At 65.5% G+C, this 21758-nt stretch carries 19 protein-coding genes; 14 read left to right on the top strand and 5 right to left on the bottom strand.

Annotation, left to right across the window (positions count from 1 at the left end; genetic code table 11):
• The first annotated feature begins 52 nt into the window (after positions 1-52).
• From gpmA to RIB52_RS02890, 8 genes are read left to right on the top strand one after another with little or no spacing between them, the layout of a single operon-like run.
• Positions 53-739, top strand: a complete 687-nt coding sequence (gpmA, locus tag RIB52_RS02925) for a 2,3-diphosphoglycerate-dependent phosphoglycerate mutase (protein ID WP_350172728.1) — start codon at positions 53-55, stop codon at positions 737-739.
• On the top strand, positions 739-1233 hold the full coding sequence (gene purE / locus RIB52_RS02920) for a 5-(carboxyamino)imidazole ribonucleotide mutase (protein ID WP_350172726.1): 495 nt from the start codon (positions 739-741) through the stop codon (positions 1231-1233). Before gpmA ends, purE begins: the two co-directional genes overlap by 1 nt.
• Positions 1233-2315: a 5-(carboxyamino)imidazole ribonucleotide synthase gene (locus RIB52_RS02915; protein WP_350172723.1), complete on the top strand. Its 1083-nt coding sequence runs from the start codon at positions 1233-1235 to the stop codon at positions 2313-2315. The genes purE and RIB52_RS02915 overlap by 1 nt, the downstream gene beginning before the upstream one ends.
• Entirely contained in the window at positions 2312-2818 is a 507-nt protein-coding gene (locus RIB52_RS02910) for a dihydrofolate reductase (RefSeq protein WP_350172721.1), read from the top strand. Before RIB52_RS02915 ends, RIB52_RS02910 begins: the two co-directional genes overlap by 4 nt.
• A complete protein-coding gene (locus RIB52_RS02905; protein WP_350172719.1) occupies positions 2818-3753 on the top strand; it encodes a bifunctional riboflavin kinase/FAD synthetase in 936 nt (311 codons plus the stop codon). The genes RIB52_RS02910 and RIB52_RS02905 overlap by 1 nt, the downstream gene beginning before the upstream one ends.
• The gene (gene ileS / locus RIB52_RS02900; protein WP_350172717.1) at positions 3750-6716 is read left to right on the top strand and encodes an isoleucine--tRNA ligase; all 2967 of its coding nucleotides are present in this window, start codon (positions 3750-3752) and stop codon (positions 6714-6716) included. Before RIB52_RS02905 ends, ileS begins: the two co-directional genes overlap by 4 nt.
• Positions 6713-7252, top strand: coding sequence for a signal peptidase II (lspA, locus tag RIB52_RS02895; protein WP_350172715.1), 540 nt, complete (start codon positions 6713-6715; stop codon positions 7250-7252). Before ileS ends, lspA begins: the two co-directional genes overlap by 4 nt.
• 2 nt (positions 7253-7254) lie before the next feature.
• Entirely contained in the window at positions 7255-7665 is a 411-nt protein-coding gene (locus RIB52_RS02890; protein ID WP_350173151.1) for a DUF3035 domain-containing protein, read from the top strand.
• A gap of 195 nt (positions 7666-7860) precedes the next feature.
• Here the strand turns inward: RIB52_RS02890 and RIB52_RS02885 are convergent, their stop codons facing one another.
• Entirely contained in the window at positions 7861-9171 is a 1311-nt protein-coding gene (locus RIB52_RS02885; protein WP_350172713.1) for a hemolysin family protein, read from the bottom strand.
• 251 nt (positions 9172-9422) lie between these two features.
• Between RIB52_RS02885 and RIB52_RS02880 the strand changes: the two genes are divergently transcribed.
• Complete coding sequence (locus tag RIB52_RS02880) at positions 9423-10118, top strand: YiaD family glycine zipper/OmpA-like lipoprotein (RefSeq protein WP_350172711.1); 696 nt, start codon at positions 9423-9425, stop codon at positions 10116-10118.
• Positions 10119-10176: 58 nt separating this feature from the next.
• Here the strand turns inward: RIB52_RS02880 and RIB52_RS02875 are convergent, their stop codons facing one another.
• Positions 10177-10953 (bottom strand): 3'(2'),5'-bisphosphate nucleotidase CysQ, encoded by a 777-nt coding sequence (locus RIB52_RS02875; RefSeq protein WP_350172709.1) that lies wholly within the window; start codon positions 10951-10953, stop codon positions 10177-10179.
• 132 nt (positions 10954-11085) lie between these two features.
• Here RIB52_RS02875 and sucC point away from each other — a divergent pair, with 132 nt between their 5' ends.
• The gene (gene sucC / locus RIB52_RS02870) at positions 11086-12285 is read left to right on the top strand and encodes an ADP-forming succinate--CoA ligase subunit beta (protein ID WP_350172707.1); all 1200 of its coding nucleotides are present in this window, start codon (positions 11086-11088) and stop codon (positions 12283-12285) included.
• 114 nt (positions 12286-12399) lie between these two features.
• Here sucC and RIB52_RS02865 read toward each other — a convergent pair whose 3' ends face one another.
• Positions 12400-12936, bottom strand: a complete 537-nt coding sequence (locus RIB52_RS02865; protein ID WP_350172705.1) for a DUF6265 family protein — start codon at positions 12934-12936, stop codon at positions 12400-12402.
• Between the two features lie 264 nt (positions 12937-13200).
• On the opposite strand from RIB52_RS02865, the gene RIB52_RS02860 reads away from it, so the two are divergent.
• From RIB52_RS02860 to RIB52_RS02845, 4 genes are all read left to right on the top strand, one after another.
• Entirely contained in the window at positions 13201-13947 is a 747-nt protein-coding gene (locus tag RIB52_RS02860; RefSeq protein ID WP_350172703.1) for an electron transfer flavoprotein subunit beta/FixA family protein, read from the top strand.
• A 34-nt stretch (positions 13948-13981) separates the two neighbouring features.
• Positions 13982-14911, top strand: a complete 930-nt coding sequence (locus tag RIB52_RS02855; RefSeq protein ID WP_350172701.1) for an electron transfer flavoprotein subunit alpha/FixB family protein — start codon at positions 13982-13984, stop codon at positions 14909-14911.
• A 68-nt stretch (positions 14912-14979) separates the two neighbouring features.
• The gene (locus tag RIB52_RS02850) at positions 14980-15903 is read left to right on the top strand and encodes an energy transducer TonB (RefSeq protein WP_350172699.1); all 924 of its coding nucleotides are present in this window, start codon (positions 14980-14982) and stop codon (positions 15901-15903) included.
• 13 nt (positions 15904-15916) lie between these two features.
• Positions 15917-16843 (top strand): energy transducer TonB, encoded by a 927-nt coding sequence (locus tag RIB52_RS02845; protein WP_350172697.1) that lies wholly within the window; start codon positions 15917-15919, stop codon positions 16841-16843.
• A 16-nt stretch (positions 16844-16859) separates the two neighbouring features.
• Here RIB52_RS02845 and RIB52_RS02840 read toward each other — a convergent pair whose 3' ends face one another.
• Complete coding sequence (locus RIB52_RS02840) at positions 16860-18149, bottom strand: DUF445 domain-containing protein (RefSeq protein WP_502879450.1); 1290 nt, start codon at positions 18147-18149, stop codon at positions 16860-16862.
• 48 nt (positions 18150-18197) lie between these two features.
• Positions 18198-21752, bottom strand: coding sequence for an efflux RND transporter permease subunit (locus tag RIB52_RS02835; RefSeq protein ID WP_350172695.1), 3555 nt, complete (start codon positions 21750-21752; stop codon positions 18198-18200).
• Between the last annotated feature and the right edge of the window lie 6 nt (positions 21753-21758).

Raw genomic sequence — 21758 nt, 5'->3', positions numbered from 1 at the left:
CACCCGCCTTCAAGCCCGATTTGGCCCGACAGAGACAGGAGCCTCGCGTCCCGTGCCCAAGCTGATCCTAGTGCGCCACGGCCAGAGCCAGTGGAACCTCGAGAACCGCTTCACCGGCTGGTGGGATGTCGACCTCACCGAGAAGGGCGTCGAGGAAGCCAAGGCGGCCGGGCGGCTTATGCAAGAGAAAGGCGTGCTGCCGACCCGCGCCTTCACCTCGCTGCAGACCCGCGCGATCAAGACACTGCATCTCGCGCTCGAAGAAGCCGGGAGGCTGTGGATTCCCGAGATCAAGGACTGGCGCCTCAATGAACGCCATTATGGCGGGCTGACCGGGCTCGACAAGCAGGAGACGCGCGACAAGCACGGCGACGAACAGGTCCACATCTGGCGCCGCAGTTTCGACGTTCCGCCGCCCGAAATGGAGCCGGGCAGCGAGTTCGATCCGGGTGCGGACCCGCGCTATGCCGGGATCGACGTGCCCTATACGGAAAGCCTCAAGCTCACGATCGAGCGCGTGCTGCCCTATTGGGAAAACGACATCCTGCCAGTCCTATCGAGCGGCGAGACCGTCATCATCTCGGCCCATGGCAACAGCTTGCGCGCGCTGGTCAAGCACCTTTCGGGCATCTCGGACGAGGACATCACCGGGCTCGAAATTCCGACCGGCCAGCCGATCGTCTATGATTTCGACGGCGCAAGAGCGGCGGGCGAACGGTATTACCTGAAGGACAGCTGATGGGCGCCGACACACCCGGCAGGGTCGCGATCGTGATGGGCAGCCAGTCGGACTGGCCGACCATGAAATGCGCCGCCGAAGTGCTCGAGGAACTCGAAGTCGAGCACGAGGCGCGGATCGTCTCGGCCCATCGCACGCCCGACCGGATGAGCGCCTTTGCGAAAGGCGCGGAGGGCGAAGGCTTCGACGTCATCATAGCGGGCGCGGGCGGCGCGGCGCACCTGCCCGGCATGATCGCGGCGATGACGCATCTCCCGGTGCTCGGCGTACCGGTCCAGTCGCGGGCGCTCAGCGGCATGGACAGTCTGCTCTCGATCGCCCAGATGCCCGCCGGGGTCCCGGTCGGCACGCTTGCCATTGGCGAGGCGGGGTCGACCAATGCCGGGCTGATGGCCGCTGCGATCCTTGCGCTTTCGGACGAGGACCTGTCGCAGCGCCTGCAGGACTGGCGCGCCGCCCGCAGCGCCGCCGTGGGCGAGGTGCCAAAGGACTGATGACGGATCGCTCGCCCCTTCCCCCGGGTTCGACCATCGGAATTTTCGGCGGCGGGCAGCTTGGCCGGATGCTCGCCATTTCCGCGCTCCAGCTCGGCTATCGCTGCATCGGCTACGCCCCCGCAGGCGACAATGTCGCAGCCGAGGCCAGCGCCGATTTCATCGAGAAGCACTGGGGCGATGGCGAGGCACTCTCGACCTTTGCCGCCCGCTGCGACGTGGTGACCTGGGAATTCGAGAACGTGCCGGTCACCGCGGTTGAGGCGATCCCGGCCGAACGGCTCGCCTGCGGGCCGCGCGCACTCGAGATCGCCCAGGACCGCCTCGCCGAAAAGCGCTTCGTCGAGGAACTCGGCGGGCTCGCCACGCCGCATATGCGGGTCGAAAGCGACGAGGACTTCGCCGCTGCCATCGAACGGATCGGGACTCCCGGGATCCTCAAGACCGCGCGCGAAGGCTATGACGGCAAGGGCCAGTGGCGCGTGGATGATGGTCATGCGGCCCGGGGAGTGCGCTTTCCGGGACAGCGCTGTATCTATGAAGGGCTGGTCGATTTCGAAGCGGAATTCTCCGTCATCCTCGCGCGGGGCAGCGATGGCGAGGTCCGTTTCTGGGATTCGGCGGCCAACACGCATGAAGGCGGAATGCTGGTGCAATCCGTGCTTCCTGCGGGTGCTCGGATCGAGGCGCAGGTTGAGGAGGCCCGCGCGCTGGCGAGCCGGGTTGCCGATGCGCTCTCCTATGTCGGCGTCCTCACGCTCGAATTTTTCGCCACGAAGGACGGGCCGGTCTTCAACGAAATGGCCCCGCGGGTCCACAATTCGGGCCATTGGACGATCGAGGGCGCGGCCACGAGCCAGTTCGAGAACCACGTCCGCGCGATCTGCGGCCTGCCGCTGGGCGCGACCGCGACGCGCTTCGCCACCATCGACATGCGCAACATCGTGGGCAAGCAGGCATCGCGTGCGCACGCAATCCTGGCCGAGGAAGGCGAGCCGCACCTCCACCTCTACGGCAAGCGCGAGGCGCGCGAGGGGCGCAAGATGGGCCACGTCACGCGGGTGGGCGCGCGCCTTCCGTGAGCGCTCCGGTGGTCCTGATCTATGCGCGCGCCGAAAACGGCGCGATCGGCCGGGACGGCGGCCTGCCCTGGCACCTGCCCGCCGATCTCAAACGCTTCAAGGCGCTCACCATGGGCAAGCCCATGATCATGGGCCGCAAGACCTTCGAGAGCCTGCCGGGCCTCCTGCCGGGCCGCCGCCACATCGTCCTCACCCGGCGCGAGCGGTGGGACAGCGAAGGTGCCGAGGTGGCGCCGTCGGTCGAAGACGCGCTGGCCCTCGCCCACAAGGACGATCCCGAAGCGATCGCGGTGATCGGCGGGGCGGCGATCTACGACGTGTTCATGCCGCTGGCGGACCGCATCGAACTGACCCAGATCCACGCGGAAATCGATGGCGACACTTTCATGAATGCGCCCGGTGCGGGCTGGGAAGTGGTCCGCCGTGTCGAGCATCCGGCCGAAGGGGGCCTTCCCGCCTATTCCTTCCTGACCTATGAGCGCGCCGAAAGGGGCACATCCTGATGCGCTGGCTCGATCACCGCGATCCCATTCCCGCACCCTTGCGCGGCGGCATCATCGCGCTCGGCAATTTCGACGGATTCCATCGCGGCCACCAAGCGGTCGCGGGTGAGGCGATTCGCTGGGCGCAGGCGGAAGGCCGCCCCTCGATCATCGCGACTTTCGACCCGCACCCGGTCCGTTTCTTCAAGCCCGATGTTCCGCCGTTTCGCCTGACAACGCTCGAACAGCGCCAGGAACTCTACCTCGCCGCAGGTGCCACAGCGATGCTGGTGTTTCATTTCGATGCGGACCTTGCCGGGACGAGCGCCGAAGATTTCATCGAGAGGATACTGATCGAGCGGCTCGGCGCGCATGGCGTGGTCACGGGGGGCGACTTCACCTTCGGCAAGGGCGCGAAGGGCAATGTCGAGCTGCTGCGCACGCTGGGCGGGCAGATCGGCCTCGAATCGCGCGTGGTCGAGGCGGTCGAGAAGGACGGCGTGGTCTCTTCCAGCCGCATCCGCGAGGCGCTGCGCGAAGGCGATCCGCAGACGGCCGCCGACCTCCTCACCCGGCCCTTCGCGATCCGCGGCGTGGTCGAGCATGGCGACAAGCGTGGGCGCACCATCGGCTATCCCACCGCTAACTTGGCGATCGACACCTATCTGCGCCCGAAATACGGGATCTACGCGGTAACGGGGAAAATCCTTCAGACGGGCGAAGTGCTGAAAGGCGCGGCCAATATCGGCATCCGCCCGCAGTTCGAACCGCCCAAGGAACTGCTCGAGCCCTACTTCTTCGACTTTTCGGGCGATCTCTACGGACAGGAGATCGAGGTCGCCTTCCACCACTTCCTGCGCGGCGAGGCGAAATTCGACAGCCTCGATGGCCTCATGGACCAGATGGAGAAGGATTGCGCCGAGGCGCGGCGGCTTCTAAGCGCGCTTGCGCAATGACCGACGACAGCAAGCGCGACCTCAAGGATACGGTTTTCCTCCCGAAGACCGATTTCCCCATGAAAGCCGGCCTTCCGCAGAAGGAGCCGGGCATTCAGGCGCGCTGGGACAAGATCGACCTCTACGCCAGGCTGCGCGAGGCACGGCGGGGTCGCGAAAAGTTCATCCTCCACGACGGCCCGCCCTACGCCAATGGCGACATGCATATCGGCCACGCGATGCAGCGCATCCTCAAGGACATGGTGGTGCGCTCGCAGAGCCTGATGGGCAAGGACGCGCCCTTCGTTCCCGGCTGGGACTGCCACGGCCTGCCGATCGAATGGAAGGTCGAGGAACAGTACCGCAAGAAGAAGCTCAACAAGGACGACGTCCCGCGCGCGGAATTCCGCGCCGAATGCCGCGCCTACGCGCAGCACTGGGTCGACGTGCAGCGCGGGCAGCTGAAGCGGCTCGGCCTGCTGGGCGACTGGGACAATCCCTACCTCACGATGGATTACGAGGCCGAAGGCACCATCGTCGCCGAGCTGATGAAGTTCGTGGAAAGCGGCAACCTCTATCGCGGCGCGAAGCCGGTGATGTGGTCCCCGGTGGAAAAGACCGCGCTGGCCGAGGCGGAAGTCGAATACGAGGACATCACCAGCACGCAGATCGACGTGGCGTTCGAGATCGTCGAAAGCCCGATCGAAGAGCTGGTCGGCGCGCACGCGGTGATCTGGACGACGACGCCGTGGACGATCCCGGTGAACCAGGCTTTGGCCTATGGGCCGGAGGTTGAGTATGTCGCCTTCAGGGCTGTCGCTGCTTCGCACGTCGGCCCAGATATCAGCCCAAATAGCAACCTCATCAATTCGTGGTTCCTTGTCGCTGAGCCCCTGCTTGAGGACTTTCAGCGGCGCACTAGCCTTGTCGCTGGGATGGGCAAGGATCGCAGAAATCTCAAAGGCTCCGACCTCGCCGGAACCAAGGTCCGCCACCCGATGCACCATCTCGGCGGGTTCTACGCCACGCCGCGCCCAATGCTCGCGGGCGATTTCGTCACCACCGATAGCGGCACCGGCCTCGTCCACATGGCGCCCGATCACGGCGAGGACGATTTCGAGCTGTGCAAGGCCGCCGACATCCACCCGGTCTTCGCGGTGATGGGCGACGGGCGCTATCGCGATGACTGGCCGTGGCTCGGCGCGGGCGATCTCGATGACGAGGGCAAGGAACGGAGGCGCGCGGTCATCAATCCCAAGTTCAACGCGCCCGAAGGCCCGATCTGCTCGGACCTGCGCGCAGCGGGCGCGCTGCTTTCAGCGAGCGCGGACTACGAGCACTCCTACCCCCATTCCTGGCGGTCCAAGGCGAAGGTGATCTACCGCGCGACCGCACAATGGTTCGTGCCGATGGACAAGCCTCTTTCCAACCCCTCCTCTTCAGAGGAGGGGCAAGGGGTGGTGCCGGCCCGGTCGGGCTCGCAGCCCGCAACCACCCCCGACCCCTCCTTTGAAAAGGAGGGGGGAGATACGCTACGATCCCGCGCCCTGTCCGAAATCGAGCGCGTGAAGTTCACCCCCGCCCGTGGCAGTCGCCGGATCGGCTCGATGGTCGAAGGCCGGCCCGACTGGGTGCTCTCGCGCCAGCGCGCCTGGGGCGTGCCGATCACGCTCTTCGTCCGCCCCGACGGGACCTACCTGCAGGACCGGGAGGTCAACGCCCGCGTGATCGCCGCGATCCGCGAAGGCGGCGTCGATGCGTGGGACGAAAGCCGCAAGGCCGAATTCCTCGGCCCCGAGCATGACCCGGACGAATTCGAGATGGTCATGGACATCCTCGATGTCTGGTTCGATTCGGGCTGCACCCACGCCTTCGTCCTCGAAAGCGGCAAGTGGGCGGACCTTTCGTGGCCCGCGAACCTCTACCTCGAAGGCAGTGACCAGCATCGCGGCTGGTTCCAGTCGAGCCTGCTCGAGTCCTGCGCCACCCGCGGCCGCGCGCCCTATGACCAGATCCTCACCCACGGCTTCACCATGGACGCCAAGGGCATGAAGATGTCGAAGAGCCTCGGCAACACGGTCGATCCGCTCAAGATCATGGAGCAATACGGCGCGGACATTATCCGGCTGTGGGCGCTGAGTGTCGATTTCACCGCCGACCACCGGATCGGGGACGAAATCCTCAAGGGCGTGGGCGACCAGTATCGCCGGCTGCGCAACACGTTCCGCTACCTGCTTGGCGCGCTCGACGGGTTTGTCGGCGACATGAGCGATGCAGGCGAGATCCCGGAACTCGAAATCTATGTCCTCTCGCTGCTGTCCGAACTCGACGAAAAGCTGCGCACGGCGGCGGAAGAATACGATTTCAACGCCTATACCCGCCTGCTGGTCGATTTCTGCAACGAGGACCTGTCGGCCTTCTTCTTCGATATCCGCAAGGACACGCTCTATTGCGACGGGCCGGATTCGGATACCCGCAACGCCTATCGCACCGTGCTCGACCTCTTGTTCCACGCGCTGGTGCGCTATGCCGCGCCGGTGCTGGTGCATACGGCGGAAGAGGTCTGGCTCACCCGCTACCCGCAGGACGGCGAACAGGGCGGCAGCGTCCACCTGCTCGAATGGCCGAGCGTGCCCACCGTCACCGCCGACCGCGCCAAGTGGGAGAGCTTGAGGCTCTTGCGCGAGCGCGTCACCGAGGCGATCGAGCCACTGCGCCGCGAAAAGACGATCCGATCGTCGAACGAGGCAGCCGTTACCGTGCCCGCCTCCGCCGTGCCGGAAGGCGTCAGCGACGAACAGCTCGCCGAATTGTTCATCAGCGCTCAAGTCACGCGCGGGCAGGGCGACGAAGTGACCGTGACCCGTTCCAGCGACAACAAGTGCGGCCGCTGCTGGCGCCTGCTGCCCGACGTGCCCGAGGACGGTGCGCTGTGCGGGCGTTGCGCATCGGTGGTGAGCGCGATGGACGAGGCGGCGGCGTGAGCGGAGTCTTCACTCGCAACCGGCTGATCGGGCTCGCGATCGCCGCCGTGATCGCGATTATCGACCAGGCGGTGAAATGGCTCATGATCGAGCCGCTCGATCTCAGGCAGGTGCGGCATATCGACCTGCTGCCGTTCTTCGACCTGACCTATACAGAAAACCGGGGCGTCTCGCTCGGCATGCTTCAGGCGACCAATATGGAGATGCGCTGGCTTCTGGTGCTGCTGACGGCGGGCATCGCGCTGGTCGTGCTGGTCTGGATGATGCGCGAGCGGAAGATCGCGGACATCGCCGCGCTGGCGCTGATCCTTGGCGGTGCGATCGGAAACATCATTGATCGCTGGGAGCTCGGCTATGTCATCGATTATGCCGACTTTCATATCGGCACGTTCCGCCCCTTCCTCATCTTCAACATCGCCGATGCCGCGATCACTATCGGCGTCGTCATAATCCTTGCCCGCAGCCTGCTGGTGCGCGAAAAGGACCAAGACAACGAGAACCCGCGCCTGGATGAAACAGGCGAGACGGAGCAATGACCATGCGTATTTTCAAGACCGCGATCCTGCTCGGTTCTGCCAGCGCCATGCTCGCCGCGTGCGGCGGCGGCGGGCTGCTCAATCGCGACCGGCCCGACGAATTCGCCGTGCAGCGGCAGGCCCCGCTTGTCGTGCCGCCCGATTTCAGCCTCACCCCGCCCGAACCCGGCGCCCCGCGCCCGGCCGAAGGCACGGCGAGCCAGCAGGCCCTCGAAGCCCTGTTCGGCGGTCCCGCACCGCGCAGCGAGATCGAAAGCACCGCGCTCAACCGCGCCGGGAGCGCAGCGCCGAGCATTCGCTCGCAGGCGGGCGATGAAAAGACCAACACCGTCGCCAAGGGCCGCGTGACCCGCGACATCATCGCCGCGCCCGAAGGCGACGGCCAGAACGCGCAGACGCTTATCCCGGGCTGAAACCCCTAGTAAGCTGGATTTGGAGTTTCGCGCGCCCATCCGGGCGCGGGATTCTTGTTGCCGCTTCCTTCGCCTCGCTACGGGGCAGCTGCGGGCGGGCTTGCAGGTGTGCTTTGCACGTCTCGGCCTTCCGCTTCGACTCCGCCTTCGCGGCCCGCTCCGCAGGCCGGTTCGCGCAAGACTTGATGGAATGACTCAGGCGTCCTCGTGCTCGGGAACACGGCTCACCAGCACCTTGTCGATGCGGCGATTATCCATGTCGACGACCTCGAAGCGCCAGCCCTGGTCGGTGAAGCTCTCGCCTTCCACGGGCAGTTTCTTGAGCACCGACAGGACATAGCCCGCCGCGGTCCCGAATTCGCGGTCCTCGCCATATTCGAGGCCGAGCCGGTCGGCGAGCGCATCGGCCGAAAGCGCGCCAGAGACGAGCAGCGAACCGTCCGCCCGTTCGACCACTTGCGGGCTCTCACCCGCGTCGCGTTCGCTGGCGAAATCGCCCGCAATCGCGGTGAGCAGGTCGACCGGCGTCACCACGCCTTCGAAATGACCGTACTCGTCATGGACCAGCGCGAGCGCAATGTCGGCCGACTGCAGCACCCTCAGCGCATCCATCGCGTCGAGCTGGTCGGGCACGACCTCGGCCTTGCGGATCATCGCGCGGATCGAGATCGCTTCGCCTTCAACCATCCGCGCCAGCACCTCGCGCACCTTGACGAGACCGAGGATCGCATCGGGAGAACCCTCCGCCACCGGCAGGACCGAATGTGGGCTGTCGGCAATCGCGGCGCGGATCCGTTCACGGTCGGCATCGGCATCGATCCAGTCGACTTCGGTGCGCGGGGTCATCATCTCGCGCACCGGCCTCTCGGCAAGGCGCACCACGCCCGTGAGGATCTGGTGCTGCTCGGCCTCGATCACACCCGAACGGGTCGCTTCGGCGAGGATCATGCGCAGTTCGTCGGAAGTGACCGAGGCCTGCCCCTTCGATCTGATCCCGAACAGGGCGATCATCGCTGCGGAGGACTTGTCGAGCACCCACACGAGCGGTGCGGCGACCCGGGCGAGCCAGTCCATCGGGCGCGCCATGACCAGCGAGATCGGCACCGCTGCGCGCAGGGCGAGCTGCTTGGGCACGAGTTCGCCCACCACGATGGTAAAATAGGTCGTCAGCGCGATCACGAGGGTGAAACCGAGCTCTTCGGCGATATCCGAAGGGACGCCGAGAAAGGCCAGCCGCTCGGCCACCGGCATGCCCAGATTGGCTCCCGAAAAGGCCCCGTTGACGATACCGATAAGGGTGATGCCGACCTGGACCGTGGACAGGAACTTGCCCGGCTCGGCAGCAAGTCGCATCGCCACCCCGGCGCTTTTCGATCCCTCGTCGCGCCGGGCCTCGAGCCTTGAAGTCCGCGCCGAAACTATGGCGAGTTCGGACATGGCGAAGACGCCGTTGAGCACGATCAGCCCGGCGATGATGAGAAGTTCTGGCCAGGGAAAGGGGGTCACGCGCCAAGCGCTAGCACAATTGCCCGGCCATGCCAGTGCACAATAGAGCATGCAGCCGTCGAAAGCGCTGTCATCCGACGGATCGCGGGACTAGACTGCGCGCGTGCGCACGATCTTCGCTGTCGGACCTGCGCGATCGACGCACGCGTAAAAGGGGAAGGCGAGCGGAACAAGGGGCGGTTCCCCCGCTTGTAAGGGAACGGCAGGTAGGGCCGTAACGGCCCTGCAATGTTAGAGAGTGGAGGACAAAAATGAGAATATCACGCATCCTTTTGTCGGGCACGGCAGCGCTGGCCCTCGTCACCACGAGCGGCTGTGTCACCGATCCCAATACCGGTGAACAGAAGGCCTCGCGCACGGCGATCGGCGCGGGTGTCGGCGGCACACTCGGTTACCTGCTTGGCAGCGTGATCGGCGGTGACGCCGCGCGCATCATCGGCGCAGGCATCGGCGGGTCGGCGGGCGCCGTGATCGGCAAGCAATATGACGACCAGATCAAGGAGCTCGACGAGGTCACCGAAGGCACGGGTGTCGAGGTCGAGGAAATCGGCGACCAGGAAGCCATCCTGCTTCGCATGCCGGACGGCGTGACCTTCGCCTCCGGCTCGGCACAGGTCAATCCCGGCTTCTACGATACGCTCAATGCCGTGGCGCAGAACCTGATCGACTATCCCAACAGCCTAATCGACGTGTACGGCTTCACCGACACCACCGGATCGGACGCCTTGAACCAGCGCCTGTCCGAACAGCGGGCGCAGGCCGTCGCCGACTATCTTGCCGCCCGCGGCGTAGCGCGCAGCCGGATCGCGACCCAGGGCTATGGCGAGCAATACGACTATCTGCGGGTCAAGACCGCGGACGGAGTGGCCGAACCGCTCAATCGCCGGGTCGAGATCAAGATCATCCCGATCTCTCAGGATGACGTGAACGCGGCGCGCAGCAACTGAGCGCAAGCCAATCGCGAAACTGGCGGGCGGCGCAGGCGGACCTGCGCGCGCCCGCCTTTCATTTGAGCTGATCGGCCCGCCTCGCCAAATGCCGGACGGCCGCTTCGTGAATACCGGGCGCGCATACCAGCACGCCGAAATCGCGCGGGTCGTGCTTGTTGTAGTCGAGCGGCCTGCCGAAGGCATCGCTGACCCTCGCCCCGGCCTCGCGCGCGATGAGGGTCGCGGCGGCGATGTCCCATTCGAAGCCCCAGCGAAGCGTCGCGACAAGGTCCGCCCGATCATCGGCAACCATCGCGATCCTCAAGGCGATCGAATTGGGCTTTTCGACCGCGACCAGCATCGAATCCTCCGCCTCCAGATGGTCGGCTGGAACACGTGCGCCCTCGAAATTCTCAAGGGTGCTGGCCTTAAGCGGCGCGTCATTAAGGGTCGCCCCCTGTCCCGCCAGGGCACACCATTCCTCGCCCCGAGCGGGCGCGACCAGCATGCCGATGAGCGGACGCCCCGAACTGACCAGCGCGACCGAGATCGCCCAGCCGCTGCGCCCGCGCACGAAATCGCGGGTGCCGTCGATCGGGTCGACCTCCCAGATGAGACCGCTGCGGGTGCGGCGCTTGTCGTCGGCCGTTTCCTCCGACAGCCAGGCCGCCGCGGGCAGCAGGCGGGTGAGTTCGCGCCTGAGGAAGCGATCGACTTCGAGATCGGCCTCGCTCACCGGATTGCCCGGTGTCTTGTCCCAGCTTTCGAGCGCATGGCCCGCGCCCGGCCAGCGGGCATGGGCGATCCGGCCCGCCTCACGGACGATCTGAGTAAAACGGGCCTTGTCTATCACTTTTCAGGGTCTTTTGCGGGGGACATGTCACGGATCAGGCTTGGCCGCGCGAGAGACACTTTTCAAGCGCCCCGATCCATGCTTAGGCCGCGCGCAACCTCCCCGGCGATACGAACAAGGGATCGAAAGCTGATGAACGTCCACGAATACCAGGCCAAGGAACTCCTCAAGGCACACGGGATCGCCGTGCCGGACGGGCACGCGGCGCTGAGCGTCGAGGAAGCGGTCGCGGCGGCGGAGAAGCTGCCCGGGCCGCTCTATGTCGTGAAGGCGCAGATCCACGCCGGCGGGCGCGGCAAGGGCAAGTTCAAGGAACTGCCCGAGGACGCGAAGGGCGGCGTGCGGCTCGCCAAGAGCCTCGAGGAGGTCGAAGCCCACGCCAGGGAAATGCTCGGCAACACGCTCGTCACCGTGCAGACCGGCGCGGAAGGCAAGCAGGTGGGCCGGCTTTACGTGACCGACGGGGTGGATATCGCCAAGGAATACTATTTCTCCCTGCTGGTCGACCGCGCGACCGGGCGCGTCGCGATGGTCGCCTCGACCGAAGGCGGCGTGGATATCGAAACCGTCGCGCACGAGACGCCGGAGAAGATCACCACGATCACGATCGACCCCGCGCAGGGCTTCATGCCGCATCACGCGCGCGCGCTCGCTTTCGGCCTCAAGCTCGAGGGCGATCTCAACAAGCAGGCGCAGAAGCTCGCCAAGCAGCTTTACCAAGCTTTCATGGCGACCGATTCCGCGATGCTCGAAATCAACCCGCTGGTCGAAACCGATGACGGCAAGCTGACCGTGCTCGACGCCAAGATGAGCTTCGATTCGAATGCGCTCTTCCGCCACAAGGACATCGCCGAGATGCGCGACGAGACGGAAGAGGACCCGAGCGAGGTCGAAGCGAGCGAATACGACCTCGCCTATATCAAGCTCGACGGGAACATCGGCTGCATGGTCAACGGCGCAGGGCTCGCCATGGCGACGATGGACATCATCAAGCTGAACGGCGCTTTCCCGGCTAACTTCCTCGACGTGGGCGGCGGCGCGACCACCGAAAAGGTCACCGCGGCGTTCAAGATCATCCTCAAGGACCCGGCGGTCGAGGGGATCCTCGTAAACATCTTCGGCGGGATCATGAAGTGCGACGTCATCGCCAACGGCATCGTCCAGGCGGCGAAGGACGTGAACCTGCAGGTCCCGCTGGTGGTCCGGCTCGAAGGCACGAATGTCGAGGCAGGCAAGGAAATACTCGACAATTCGGGCCTCGCCATCGTCAGCGCCGACGATCTGGGCGATGCGGCGCGCAAGATCGTCGCCGAGGTCAAGCAGGCGGCGTAATAGTTTGGGCCCGCCCCCTCGGGCGGGCCTCCTCGGTGCTGTTCCGCCGCTCGCGCGGCGGGCACCTTCGCCGCGGGCGCTCGCCCTTGGGGCGCTGGCGCGACCAGGCCCGGTCTAGTCTGCGAGCTGCCGATCGATCGGGTCGTAGCGGAAGACCAGTTCCTCACCCGATTTCATTCGCACCGCTGCGACAAGGCCCTCGCCCGGCTTCGCGGGGTCGGCGCAACGCAGGGTCAGGCCGTGGAAGAAGGCGGCGCATGGCTCGATAGCGGCGAGGCGGAAGGTGACCATGTCGTCCTTTTCCTCCCACCCCGTAAGATCGGCGTTGAAATGCTTCAGGCGCAACACCAGCGAGCCGCCCTCTTCCATCAGGTAGACGTGCTCGGTGAAGCGGACCTCGCCGTTCTCGCCCTGCTGGACGAAGGTCCCGACCATCGTCCCCCCTGCCGGCGGAAGCCAGTTCTCCTGCGCGGGCGCGCCGCCGATCCCGGTGCCCTTCCATTGGCCGACCAGCCAGTCCACCTGCGCGAGCGTCGCTGCGGGCGGCGGCTCGCCTTCCAACGCGAGCCTGGTCTCAAGAGGCTCTTCGGCACAGGTCGTTCCCGCCATGAGCAGGGGAGCCAACACCGTCAGCCAAGCCGGTTTCATCATCGTCACCCTACCCCTGCCTCACCTTTGCAACGCGCGGCTATCATAGCGGAGCGAAACGCGGCTTCCCACGCAAAATCGGCACTTGACCTCGCCATGGGCGAGCGCAAGGACATGGCCCGAAGGCACCGGTTCGCCCGCGATCCGGAACCAGTCGCCTCGGTTGACGTTTACGTAAAGGCCAGCTAGGGCGCGGCTCGAAAGTTTCGTCGTGCACCGCAAGGGGCTCCATCCCCGCGGGCTTGGCCAAAGGGAAAGGAAGCGCACATGAAGATCCTCGTCCCCGTCAAACGGGTGATCGATTACAACGTGAAGCCGCGGGTCAAGCCCGATGGCTCGGGCGTCGACCTCGCCAACGTCAAGATGAGCATGAACCCCTTCGACGAAATCGCCGTCGAGGAAGCGATCCGGTTGAAGGAAGCGGGCAAGGCCGAAGAAGTCGTCGCCGTGTCGATCGGCCCGGGCAAGGCGCAGGAAACGCTGCGCACTGCGCTCGCCATGGGCGCCGACCGTGCTATCCTGGTGGAAACCGATGAAGAGGTCGAACCGCTCGCCGTCGCCAAGATCCTCAAGGCGATCGCCGAGGAGGAAGGGCCCGGCATCATCATGCTCGGCAAGCAGTCGATCAGCGACGATTCGAACCAGACCGGCCAGATGCTCGCCGCCCTCATGGGCCGACCGCAGGGCACCTTCGCCAACACGGTCGAAGTCGATGGCGATCACGTCACCGTCAAGCGCGAGATCGATGGCGGGCTCGAAACGGTCAAGCTGGCCATGCCCGCGATCGTCACCACCGACCTGCGCCTGAATGAACCGCGCTATGCTTCGCTGCCCAACATCATGAAGGCGAAGAAGAAGCCGCTCGACACCAAGGCCCCGGCCGATTTCGGCGTCGACATCGCGCCGCGCCTGACCACCACCAACGTCGCTGAACCGCCCGTGCGGCAGGCTGGCGAGAAGGTCGAGGACGTCAACGCGCTGGTCGAAAAGATCAAGGCGCTCGGCATCGCGTAAGCGTGGCCCGATAGCGCTAGAAAGGAAGAGACAGATGAACACTCTGGTTCTGGTCGAACACGACAATGCCACCGTCAACGATGCGACTCTCGCAGTCGTCACCGCCGCGTCGAAGCTGGGCGATGTCCACGCGCTCGTCGCGGGCAAGGATTGCGGCAGCGTCGCCGAAGCCGCAGCCAAGATCGCGGGCGTTTCCAAGGTCCTCAAGGCGGAAGATGCCGCCTACGAACACGGCCTTGCCGAAAACGTCGCCCCGCTCGCAGCTTCGGTGATGGAAGGCTACGATGCGTTCCTCGCCCCGGCGACCACGTCTGGCAAGAATATCGCCCCGCGCGTCGCCGCGCATCTCGACGTGATGCAGATTTCCGACATCCTCTCGGTCGAGGGCGACAAGACCTTCACCCGGCCGATCTATGCCGGCAACGCGATCGCGACCGTCGAATCGACCGATTCGAAGATGGTGATCACCGTGCGCGGCACGTCGTTCGAGAAGGCCGCCACCGAAGGCGGCTCGGCATCGATCGAGGATGTCTCCGGCCCCGGCGACGCGGGCATTTCGAGCTTCATCGACCGCGAGATCGCCAAGAGCGACCGACCCGAACTCACCAGCGCCAAGGTCATCGTCTCGGGCGGCCGCGCGCTCAAGGACAGCGAGACTTTCGAGCAAGTCATCACCCCGCTCGCCGACAAGCTCGGCGCGGCGATCGGCGCAAGCCGCGCGGCGGTCGATGCGGGCTATGTCCCGAACGATTACCAGGTCGGCCAGACCGGCAAGATCGTTGCGCCCGAAGTGTATATCGCGATCGGCATTTCCGGTGCGATCCAGCACCTTGCCGGGATGAAGGATTCGAAGGTCATCATCGCGATCAACAAGGACGAGGACGCGCCGATCTTCCAGGTCGCCGACATCGGGCTGGTCGCGGACCTCTACAATGCGGTGCCGGAGCTTACGAGCGAGCTCTAAGCCCCTGCAGAAAAACCCAAGGTTGTGAAGGACCTCCGCCGCGCTAATGTGCGCGGCGGAGGTTTTTCATGAGCGCCAGATTTCACCTTGCCGCGATGTGCGCCCTGTTCGCGTCTGCTTCCCTGATGGCGCAGGAACCCGACATCGCAAACCTGCCGGACGATGTCGGTGCGCCTTCGAACGCGGTGAAGCTCGCACCTCTCGGCCCGTGGAACATCGATTTCGGGGACAATCGCTGCCGTCTTACCGGCCTTTTCGGAACCGAGGAGAACCGCCACCTGCTGCTGGTCGAGCAGGCCGCGCCGAGTCATCAGTTCGGATTGACCCTCGCCGGGCCGGAAATCGACAAATTCTACAACGCGCCGCGCCTGGCGCTGGGACTGCGAGATGGGGAGCCCATGCGCGAGAGCGACGGGCACGGTCACGGCATGGTCGAGGGCTTCGGCAGCGCCCTGATCTTCACCAGCCTCGACATCGCCGATGAAGCGGGAGACACCGACGAGGCCGGGAGTGCCGCGAGGCCGGTCGCGGCCACGATCGATCTCGATGCAGCCGCGAAATCGGAGCGGATCGTGATCGCACGGGGCGACAAGGTCGTGAGCTTCGAGACGGGCAATCTCGCCGAACCGCTGCAGGCGATGAACGTGTGCACGACCGACCTGCTCACGCACTGGGGCCTCGATGCCGAGAAGCATCGCGCCTACGTCCCCCCCGAATGGACGAATCAGGAATTCGTGGTGCGGCGCATACTCAGGACCTATCCCGACGAGGCGCTCCGGCGAGGGGATTCGGCAATCTTCCGGATGCGGGTGATCGTCGGGACCGATGGCAGGGTCGAGGATTGCCATCTCGAGCAGTCCACCGCCGCGCCCCATTTCACGCCGACGGCCTGCCGGGAAATGCAACGGGCCCGCTTCGAGCCCGCGCGCGACACCGAAGGCGCGGCGATGCGCTCCTTCTACGCGACGTCCATCACCTACGCGGTCAATTGAACAGGGACCGACAATGAGGATCACGAAAATCGCTTTTGCCGCAGCCATCGGCTCCGCGCTCCTTTCAACCGCTGCAGCGGCCAGACTCGACCTCGCGCCCGCATCGGACTGGGAACTACGCGAATATGACGACAAGTGCCGGATCGCGCGCGATTTCGGCACAGGCGAGGACGCGGTGACGCTGTGGATCGACAAGGGCGGGCCGGGGCCGAGCATCAATCTCACCTTCATCGGCCGGCCGCTGCGCGATCCCTCCGGCCCGACCGTCCGGTTCGCATTCGCCCCTGACGAACCGGCGGAGCGCAGCTATGTAAAGGTCACCTCGAGCGCCGGTCGTCCGGTCCTCGCCCTGTTCGGCGTACGGCCGATGGAGGCGCTGCCCGGTGGTGGCGAGACATTGGTCGCTGGCGCCGCCGCGCCGATGACGGACGAGACGGCGGAACCAAACGAGTCGGAATCGGTCGAAGAAAAGGCAACCGACACGATCACTCATGAACCTCTCCTCGCGCTCGAAGCGATCGAACTCGCTGGCGCGATCCGGGCGAGTGTGACGCTCGACCTAGCCGGTTTCGATTCGGCGATGGCGCAACTTCTCGGCTGCACCGAAAGATTGACCGCTCGCCTGAGCAAGGGGCCGGCGGACGGATCGCCGGCCACCCCGCGCGAACAGCAGCGTTGGGCGCGGAAGATTATCATGAACTATCCGTCCCACCTTCTGCGCGATGAGGAAGAAGGCACGGTTTCGGTCCGGCTGACGATAAACCGCCAGGGGCGCGCGAGCTTTTGCGAGGTGACCGATTACAGCGGACCGGCCGGCTTCAACGAAACGGCCTGCCTGCAACTGCTCAAACATGCCCGCTTCGACCCGCTCAGGAACGGTGATGGGGAGCCTCGAGCCTCCTTTTGGCGGACCCGGATCATCTACGCGATCCAGGATTAATCAAGCAGCGCCGAGCCTAGAGCAGCCCCGTAATGAAATGCAGCGTCATCCCCACCAGCCCGCCGACCAGCGTGCCGTTGATGCGGATGAACTGGAGGTCGCGCCCGACCGCGCCTTCGACCCGGCCGGTGATCGTGGTCGCGTCCCAGCGCTTCACGGTGTCGGACACCAGCGTCACGATTTGCGACCCGTAGCGCGTCGCAACGCCTACCATCGTGCGCCGGGCGAAGCGGTTGATCTGGACCTGCAGCCGCTCGTCCTGCTTCAGCGCTTCGCCGAGATCGGCAAGCGTGCTGCGCATTTCCGCCCCCATTCCGCTTTCCGCATCGCGCGCGCGGCGGATCAACGAACGGCGCAGGCGCTCCCACACGCCCATCCACCATTCCGCGACCGCCGGGTTTTCGAGCAGTTCGCGTTTCATCTCCTCCACCCGCTCGCGCGTTTCGGGATCGTGCTGGAGATCCTGCGCGAGCTTTTCCAGCCCTTCCTCGACCTTGTGGCGCAGCGGGTGGTCGGGATCGACCAGCACTTCGGCGAGCAGCTTGTAGAGCCCGTCTAGCACCGGTCCGGACACCTTGTCCTCGAGCCCGATCCAGCGGACGATGCGATAGGTGCGTTCGTGGATGATCGCGCGGATCGTTTCCTCGTTGTCTTCCAGCGTCAGGCCTGCCCATCGGATCAACCCGTCGATCAGCGGCTGGTGGCGCTTGTCGGCCATCATGCTCTCGATCATGCGCCCCGCAAGCGGGGAGATCTCGATCTTGGCGAGCTGCGCGCCCAGCCCGCTCCTCACCTGGTTGCCGAGCCGGTCGGGATCGAGCGATTCGAGCACTTCCGCGATCAGCTCGGCCGCGCCTGCCGTGATCCGCGAGCGTGCGTCTTCGCCGCCGCGTTCCGGGCTGGCCACAAGGAAATCGCCGATCGCGCGCGCGACATTCATGCTCGACATGCGCCGGGCGACGACTGCGGGTGTGAGGAAGTTCTCGCGCAGGAAGGACGCCATCGTGTCGGCGATGCGGTCCTTGTTCTGAGGGATGATCGCGGTGTGCGGGATCGGCAGGCCGAGCGGGTGGCGGAACAGCGCGGTGACTGCGAACCAGTCGGCCAGCCCGCCCACCATCGCCGCCTCGGCGAAGGCGTTGACATAGCCCCATGCCGGATGCGCGCCGAGCAGGCCATGGGTGGTGAAGAAGATCGCCGCCATCGCCGCGAGCATGCCCGTCGCCGTCCAGCGCATCCGCCGCGCGCGATCCGGTGTCAGCGGGGCGCCGCCATAAGGAGAAGAGCCGGGACTAATGCTGGCCATGATCGGCCTGATAGCGGCAGGACCGGGCCTGCGTCACGTCCCGCCCACTCACTCTGCCGGTTCACTCCCCGGCGGGAGCTTGTGGGCCGGGGTAGCCGCGCCGCCGGGCACGGGTGCATCTGGCCTAGGTCCCACCGGCTGCCCAACGCCGCCCTGGCCTCCGCTCTCGGGCGGAATCGGACGGCCGTCATCGCCCGGACGATAGGTCAGCAGACGCTCACGCAGCCAGGGGCCGACCCGCCTCTCGAAGCCGTCGGCGAGGCTGAAGCCCGCCGGCACGATCAACAGGGTGAGCAGGGTCGACAGGATCAGGCCGCCGATCACGACGATGCCCATCGGCTGGCGCCACGCTCCGTCGCCCGATAGCGAAAGCGCGACCGGGACCATGCCCGCCGTCATCGCCACGGTCGTCATCACGATCGGCTGGGCGCGCTTGTGCCCGGCTTCCATGATCGCCTCGAGCTTGGAGGTGCCACGATCCATTTCCTCGATCGCGAAGTCGATCAGCAGGATCGAGTTTTTCGACACGATGCCGAGCAGCAGGAGAATCCCGATATAGACCGGCATGGATTGCGGTTCGCCGACCAGCCAGATCAAGAGCACGCCGCCCAGCGGAGCGAGCGCGAGGGAGGTCATGTTGACCAGCGGACTCATCAGACGCTTGTAAAGCAGGACAAGCACCGCGAAGACCAGCAACACGCCCGCAGTGATGGCGATGGCGAGATTCACTTGCAGCTCGGCCTGCCATTCGTCCTCGCCCACCGCGCTGCGGATGATCCCGGTCGGCAGGTCCTGCAGGGTCGGCAGCGCATCGATCTGGGCCATGGCCTCGCCCTTTACGACGCCGCTGGCGAGATCCGCCCCGATCAGCACACGGCGGCTCTGGTTGTAACGCTGGATTGCCGTCGGGCCCGAGCCGAATTCGATTGTCGCCACCCGGTCGAGAGGAACCGATCCGCCTGCAGCCGTCTGGACCGGAAGATTGCGCAATGTGGTGAGATCGCCGCGCGATTCCTCGCCGAGACGCACCGTGATCGGGATCTGGCGATCCTCGAGCGAGAACCGCGCCGCGTTCTGTTCGATCTCTCCGAGCGTCGCGATGCGGATCGTCTGCGACAGGGCAGCCGTCGTCACGCCGAGTTCCGCCGCGATCTTCTCACGCGGGGTGATGATGATCTCGGGCCGGTCGAGATCGGCCGAAATGCGCGGCGCGACCAGCGTGTCGAGCCCCTTCATCTCCTCGACGAGGGAAAGCGCCGTTTCCTCCAGCAGTTTGCGGTTGGAGCCGGCCAGCATCACGGTGATGTCTCGGCCGGAGCCGAAGCCCGCGCTCTGCGACTGGAAGCGCACCCGGGCATCGGGGATCCGGGCAAGAACGGGGGCGAGTTCGCGCTCGAACTCGATCGAGCTCCTCTCGCGATCGTCCTTGAGGGTGATGAAGATCGACGAATTCGCGCCCTGCCGGATGACCTGCAATTGCCGCTCGACCTCGGGTTCCTCGCCGATCCGGTCGGCGACCGTGTTGACGATACGCTTGGTCTCCTCGAGCGTCGTGCCGGGCACGGTTTCGATCTGGACCTGCGAATTCTCGTCGTCGATGGTCGGCTGGAACTGGCCCGGGATCTGGCCGAACAGCAGGATCGTCACCAGCAGCGAGAACCAGCCCACGCCCAGCATCCAGACGCGATGGTCGTAGAAACGGGCCGTGAGGTAGCGCATCCCGTCGCCGAACCGCCCGCCCGCATTGCCGGCGAGTTCGACCAACCTGAACACACCCCAGCCAGCGAGGAAGGCGAGGCCCGAGGTGACAAGTACCGTCACCACCTCGAAAACCTTGGCAACGGTCTTGTAGAGCCTGCCGTAGGGATCGCTCGACACCGCGCTTGCGGCCTTGTCCGGCACGCCCAGCCCGGCGAGCAGGTCGTACACCGTGAAGATCGCGAAGCCGGTGACGCAGAGCAGCAGCAAGACCGTGAGCAGCAGCGCGATCACGTACAGCCAGCGCGCGCGCGGCGCTTCGACCCCTGCGCGGCGCGCGGTCATCTTCCCGGTATCCAGCGTCCAGCCCAGCACCGCCATGTAGCGGTCCATCCACACGCCTTCGCCGTGCGCGCCGTGGCCCTTGGCCTTGAGGAAATAAGCCGCCATCAGCGGCGTCACCATCCGCGCGACCGCAAGCGACATGAGCACCGCGACCACCACCGTCAGGCCGAAATTCTGGAAGAACTGACCCGAAACGCCCGGCATCAGGCCGACGGGTAGGAATACGGCGACGATGCAGAAACTGGTCGCCACCACGGGCAGGCCGATCTCGTCTGCGGCATCGATCGAGGCCTGGTAGGCCGATTTGCCCATGCGCATGTGCCGTACGATGTTCTCGATCTCGACGATCGCGTCGTCCACCAGCACGCCCGCTACCAGCGCAAGCGCGAGCAGGGACAGGAAGTTGAGGTTGAACCCGAGCAGATCCATGAAGAAGAAGGTCGGTATCGCCGAGAGGGGGATCGCCACCGCGGAAATGAAAGTCGCCCGCCAGTCGCGCAGGAACAGAAACACGATCACGACCGCGAGCAGCGCGCCCTCGATCAGGGCCCACATCGAGGAGGTGTACTGATCGCGCGTATACTTGGTGCTTGTACCAAGCGAAAGGAATTCGATCCCCTCGAATTCCGCCTCCATTGCCTCCATTTCCTTGATCGCCTCGTCGTAGACGGCAAGGTCGGAAGAACCGCGGGCGCGGTTCATCAGGAAGTTGACCACTTCCTTGCCGTCCACTTCGCTAAGCGCCGTGCGTTCGGAGTAACCGTCGCGCACCCGCGCCACATCGGCCAGGCGCACAGTGCGCCCTCCGCCCAGCTGGATCTGGCGCTGCGACAGGTCATAGGCGGTATCCGCATTGCCGAGCACGCGCAGCGACTGCCGCGTGCCGCCCAGCTCGGTCAGCCCGCCCGCCGCATCGAGATTGGTCTGGCGCAGGACATTGTTGATCTGCGACGCGGTCACGCCGAGCGCCTGCATGCGCGCGGGGTCGAGAATGACCTCGATCTCGCGATCGACACCGCCGAGCCGTTCGACTTCGGCCATGCCCTCGATGTCCAGAAGCCGCTTCGAAACCGTGTCGTCGATGAACCAGCTCAACTCCGCGATCGTCATGTCGTCGGCCTCGACCGCAAAATAGCCGATCGGCTCGCCCACCACCTGCACCTTCTGGACACGCGGTTCGAGGATGCCGTCGGGCAACTGGCCGCGGATCGAATCGATCGCGGTCGTCACCTCGCTAACCGCTTCGATCAGGTCGGTGCCGATCTCGAACTCGACGAAGGTTCCCGAGGACCCTTCGCTTGCGCTCGACTGGATCGAATTGACCCCGTTGATCGAGCGCACCGCAGCTTCGACGCGCTGGGTAATCTGATTTTCGATCTCGACCGGAGAAGCGCCCGGCTGGACGATCGTCACCTGGACCGCGGGAAAATCGACGTCGGGATTGTTGGTGACGTCCATCCGCATGAAGCTGACGATCCCGGCGACGAGCAGGGCCGTGAACAGCACCAGCGGGATCACCGGATTGCGGATCGACCAGGCGGAAATGTTGCGGAGGCTCATTCTCAG

Source organism: Erythrobacter sp. (assembly GCF_040217515.1).
GTDB lineage: Bacteria > Pseudomonadota > Alphaproteobacteria > Sphingomonadales > Sphingomonadaceae > Erythrobacter.
This window is presented reverse-complemented; position numbering and strand designations above follow the sequence as displayed.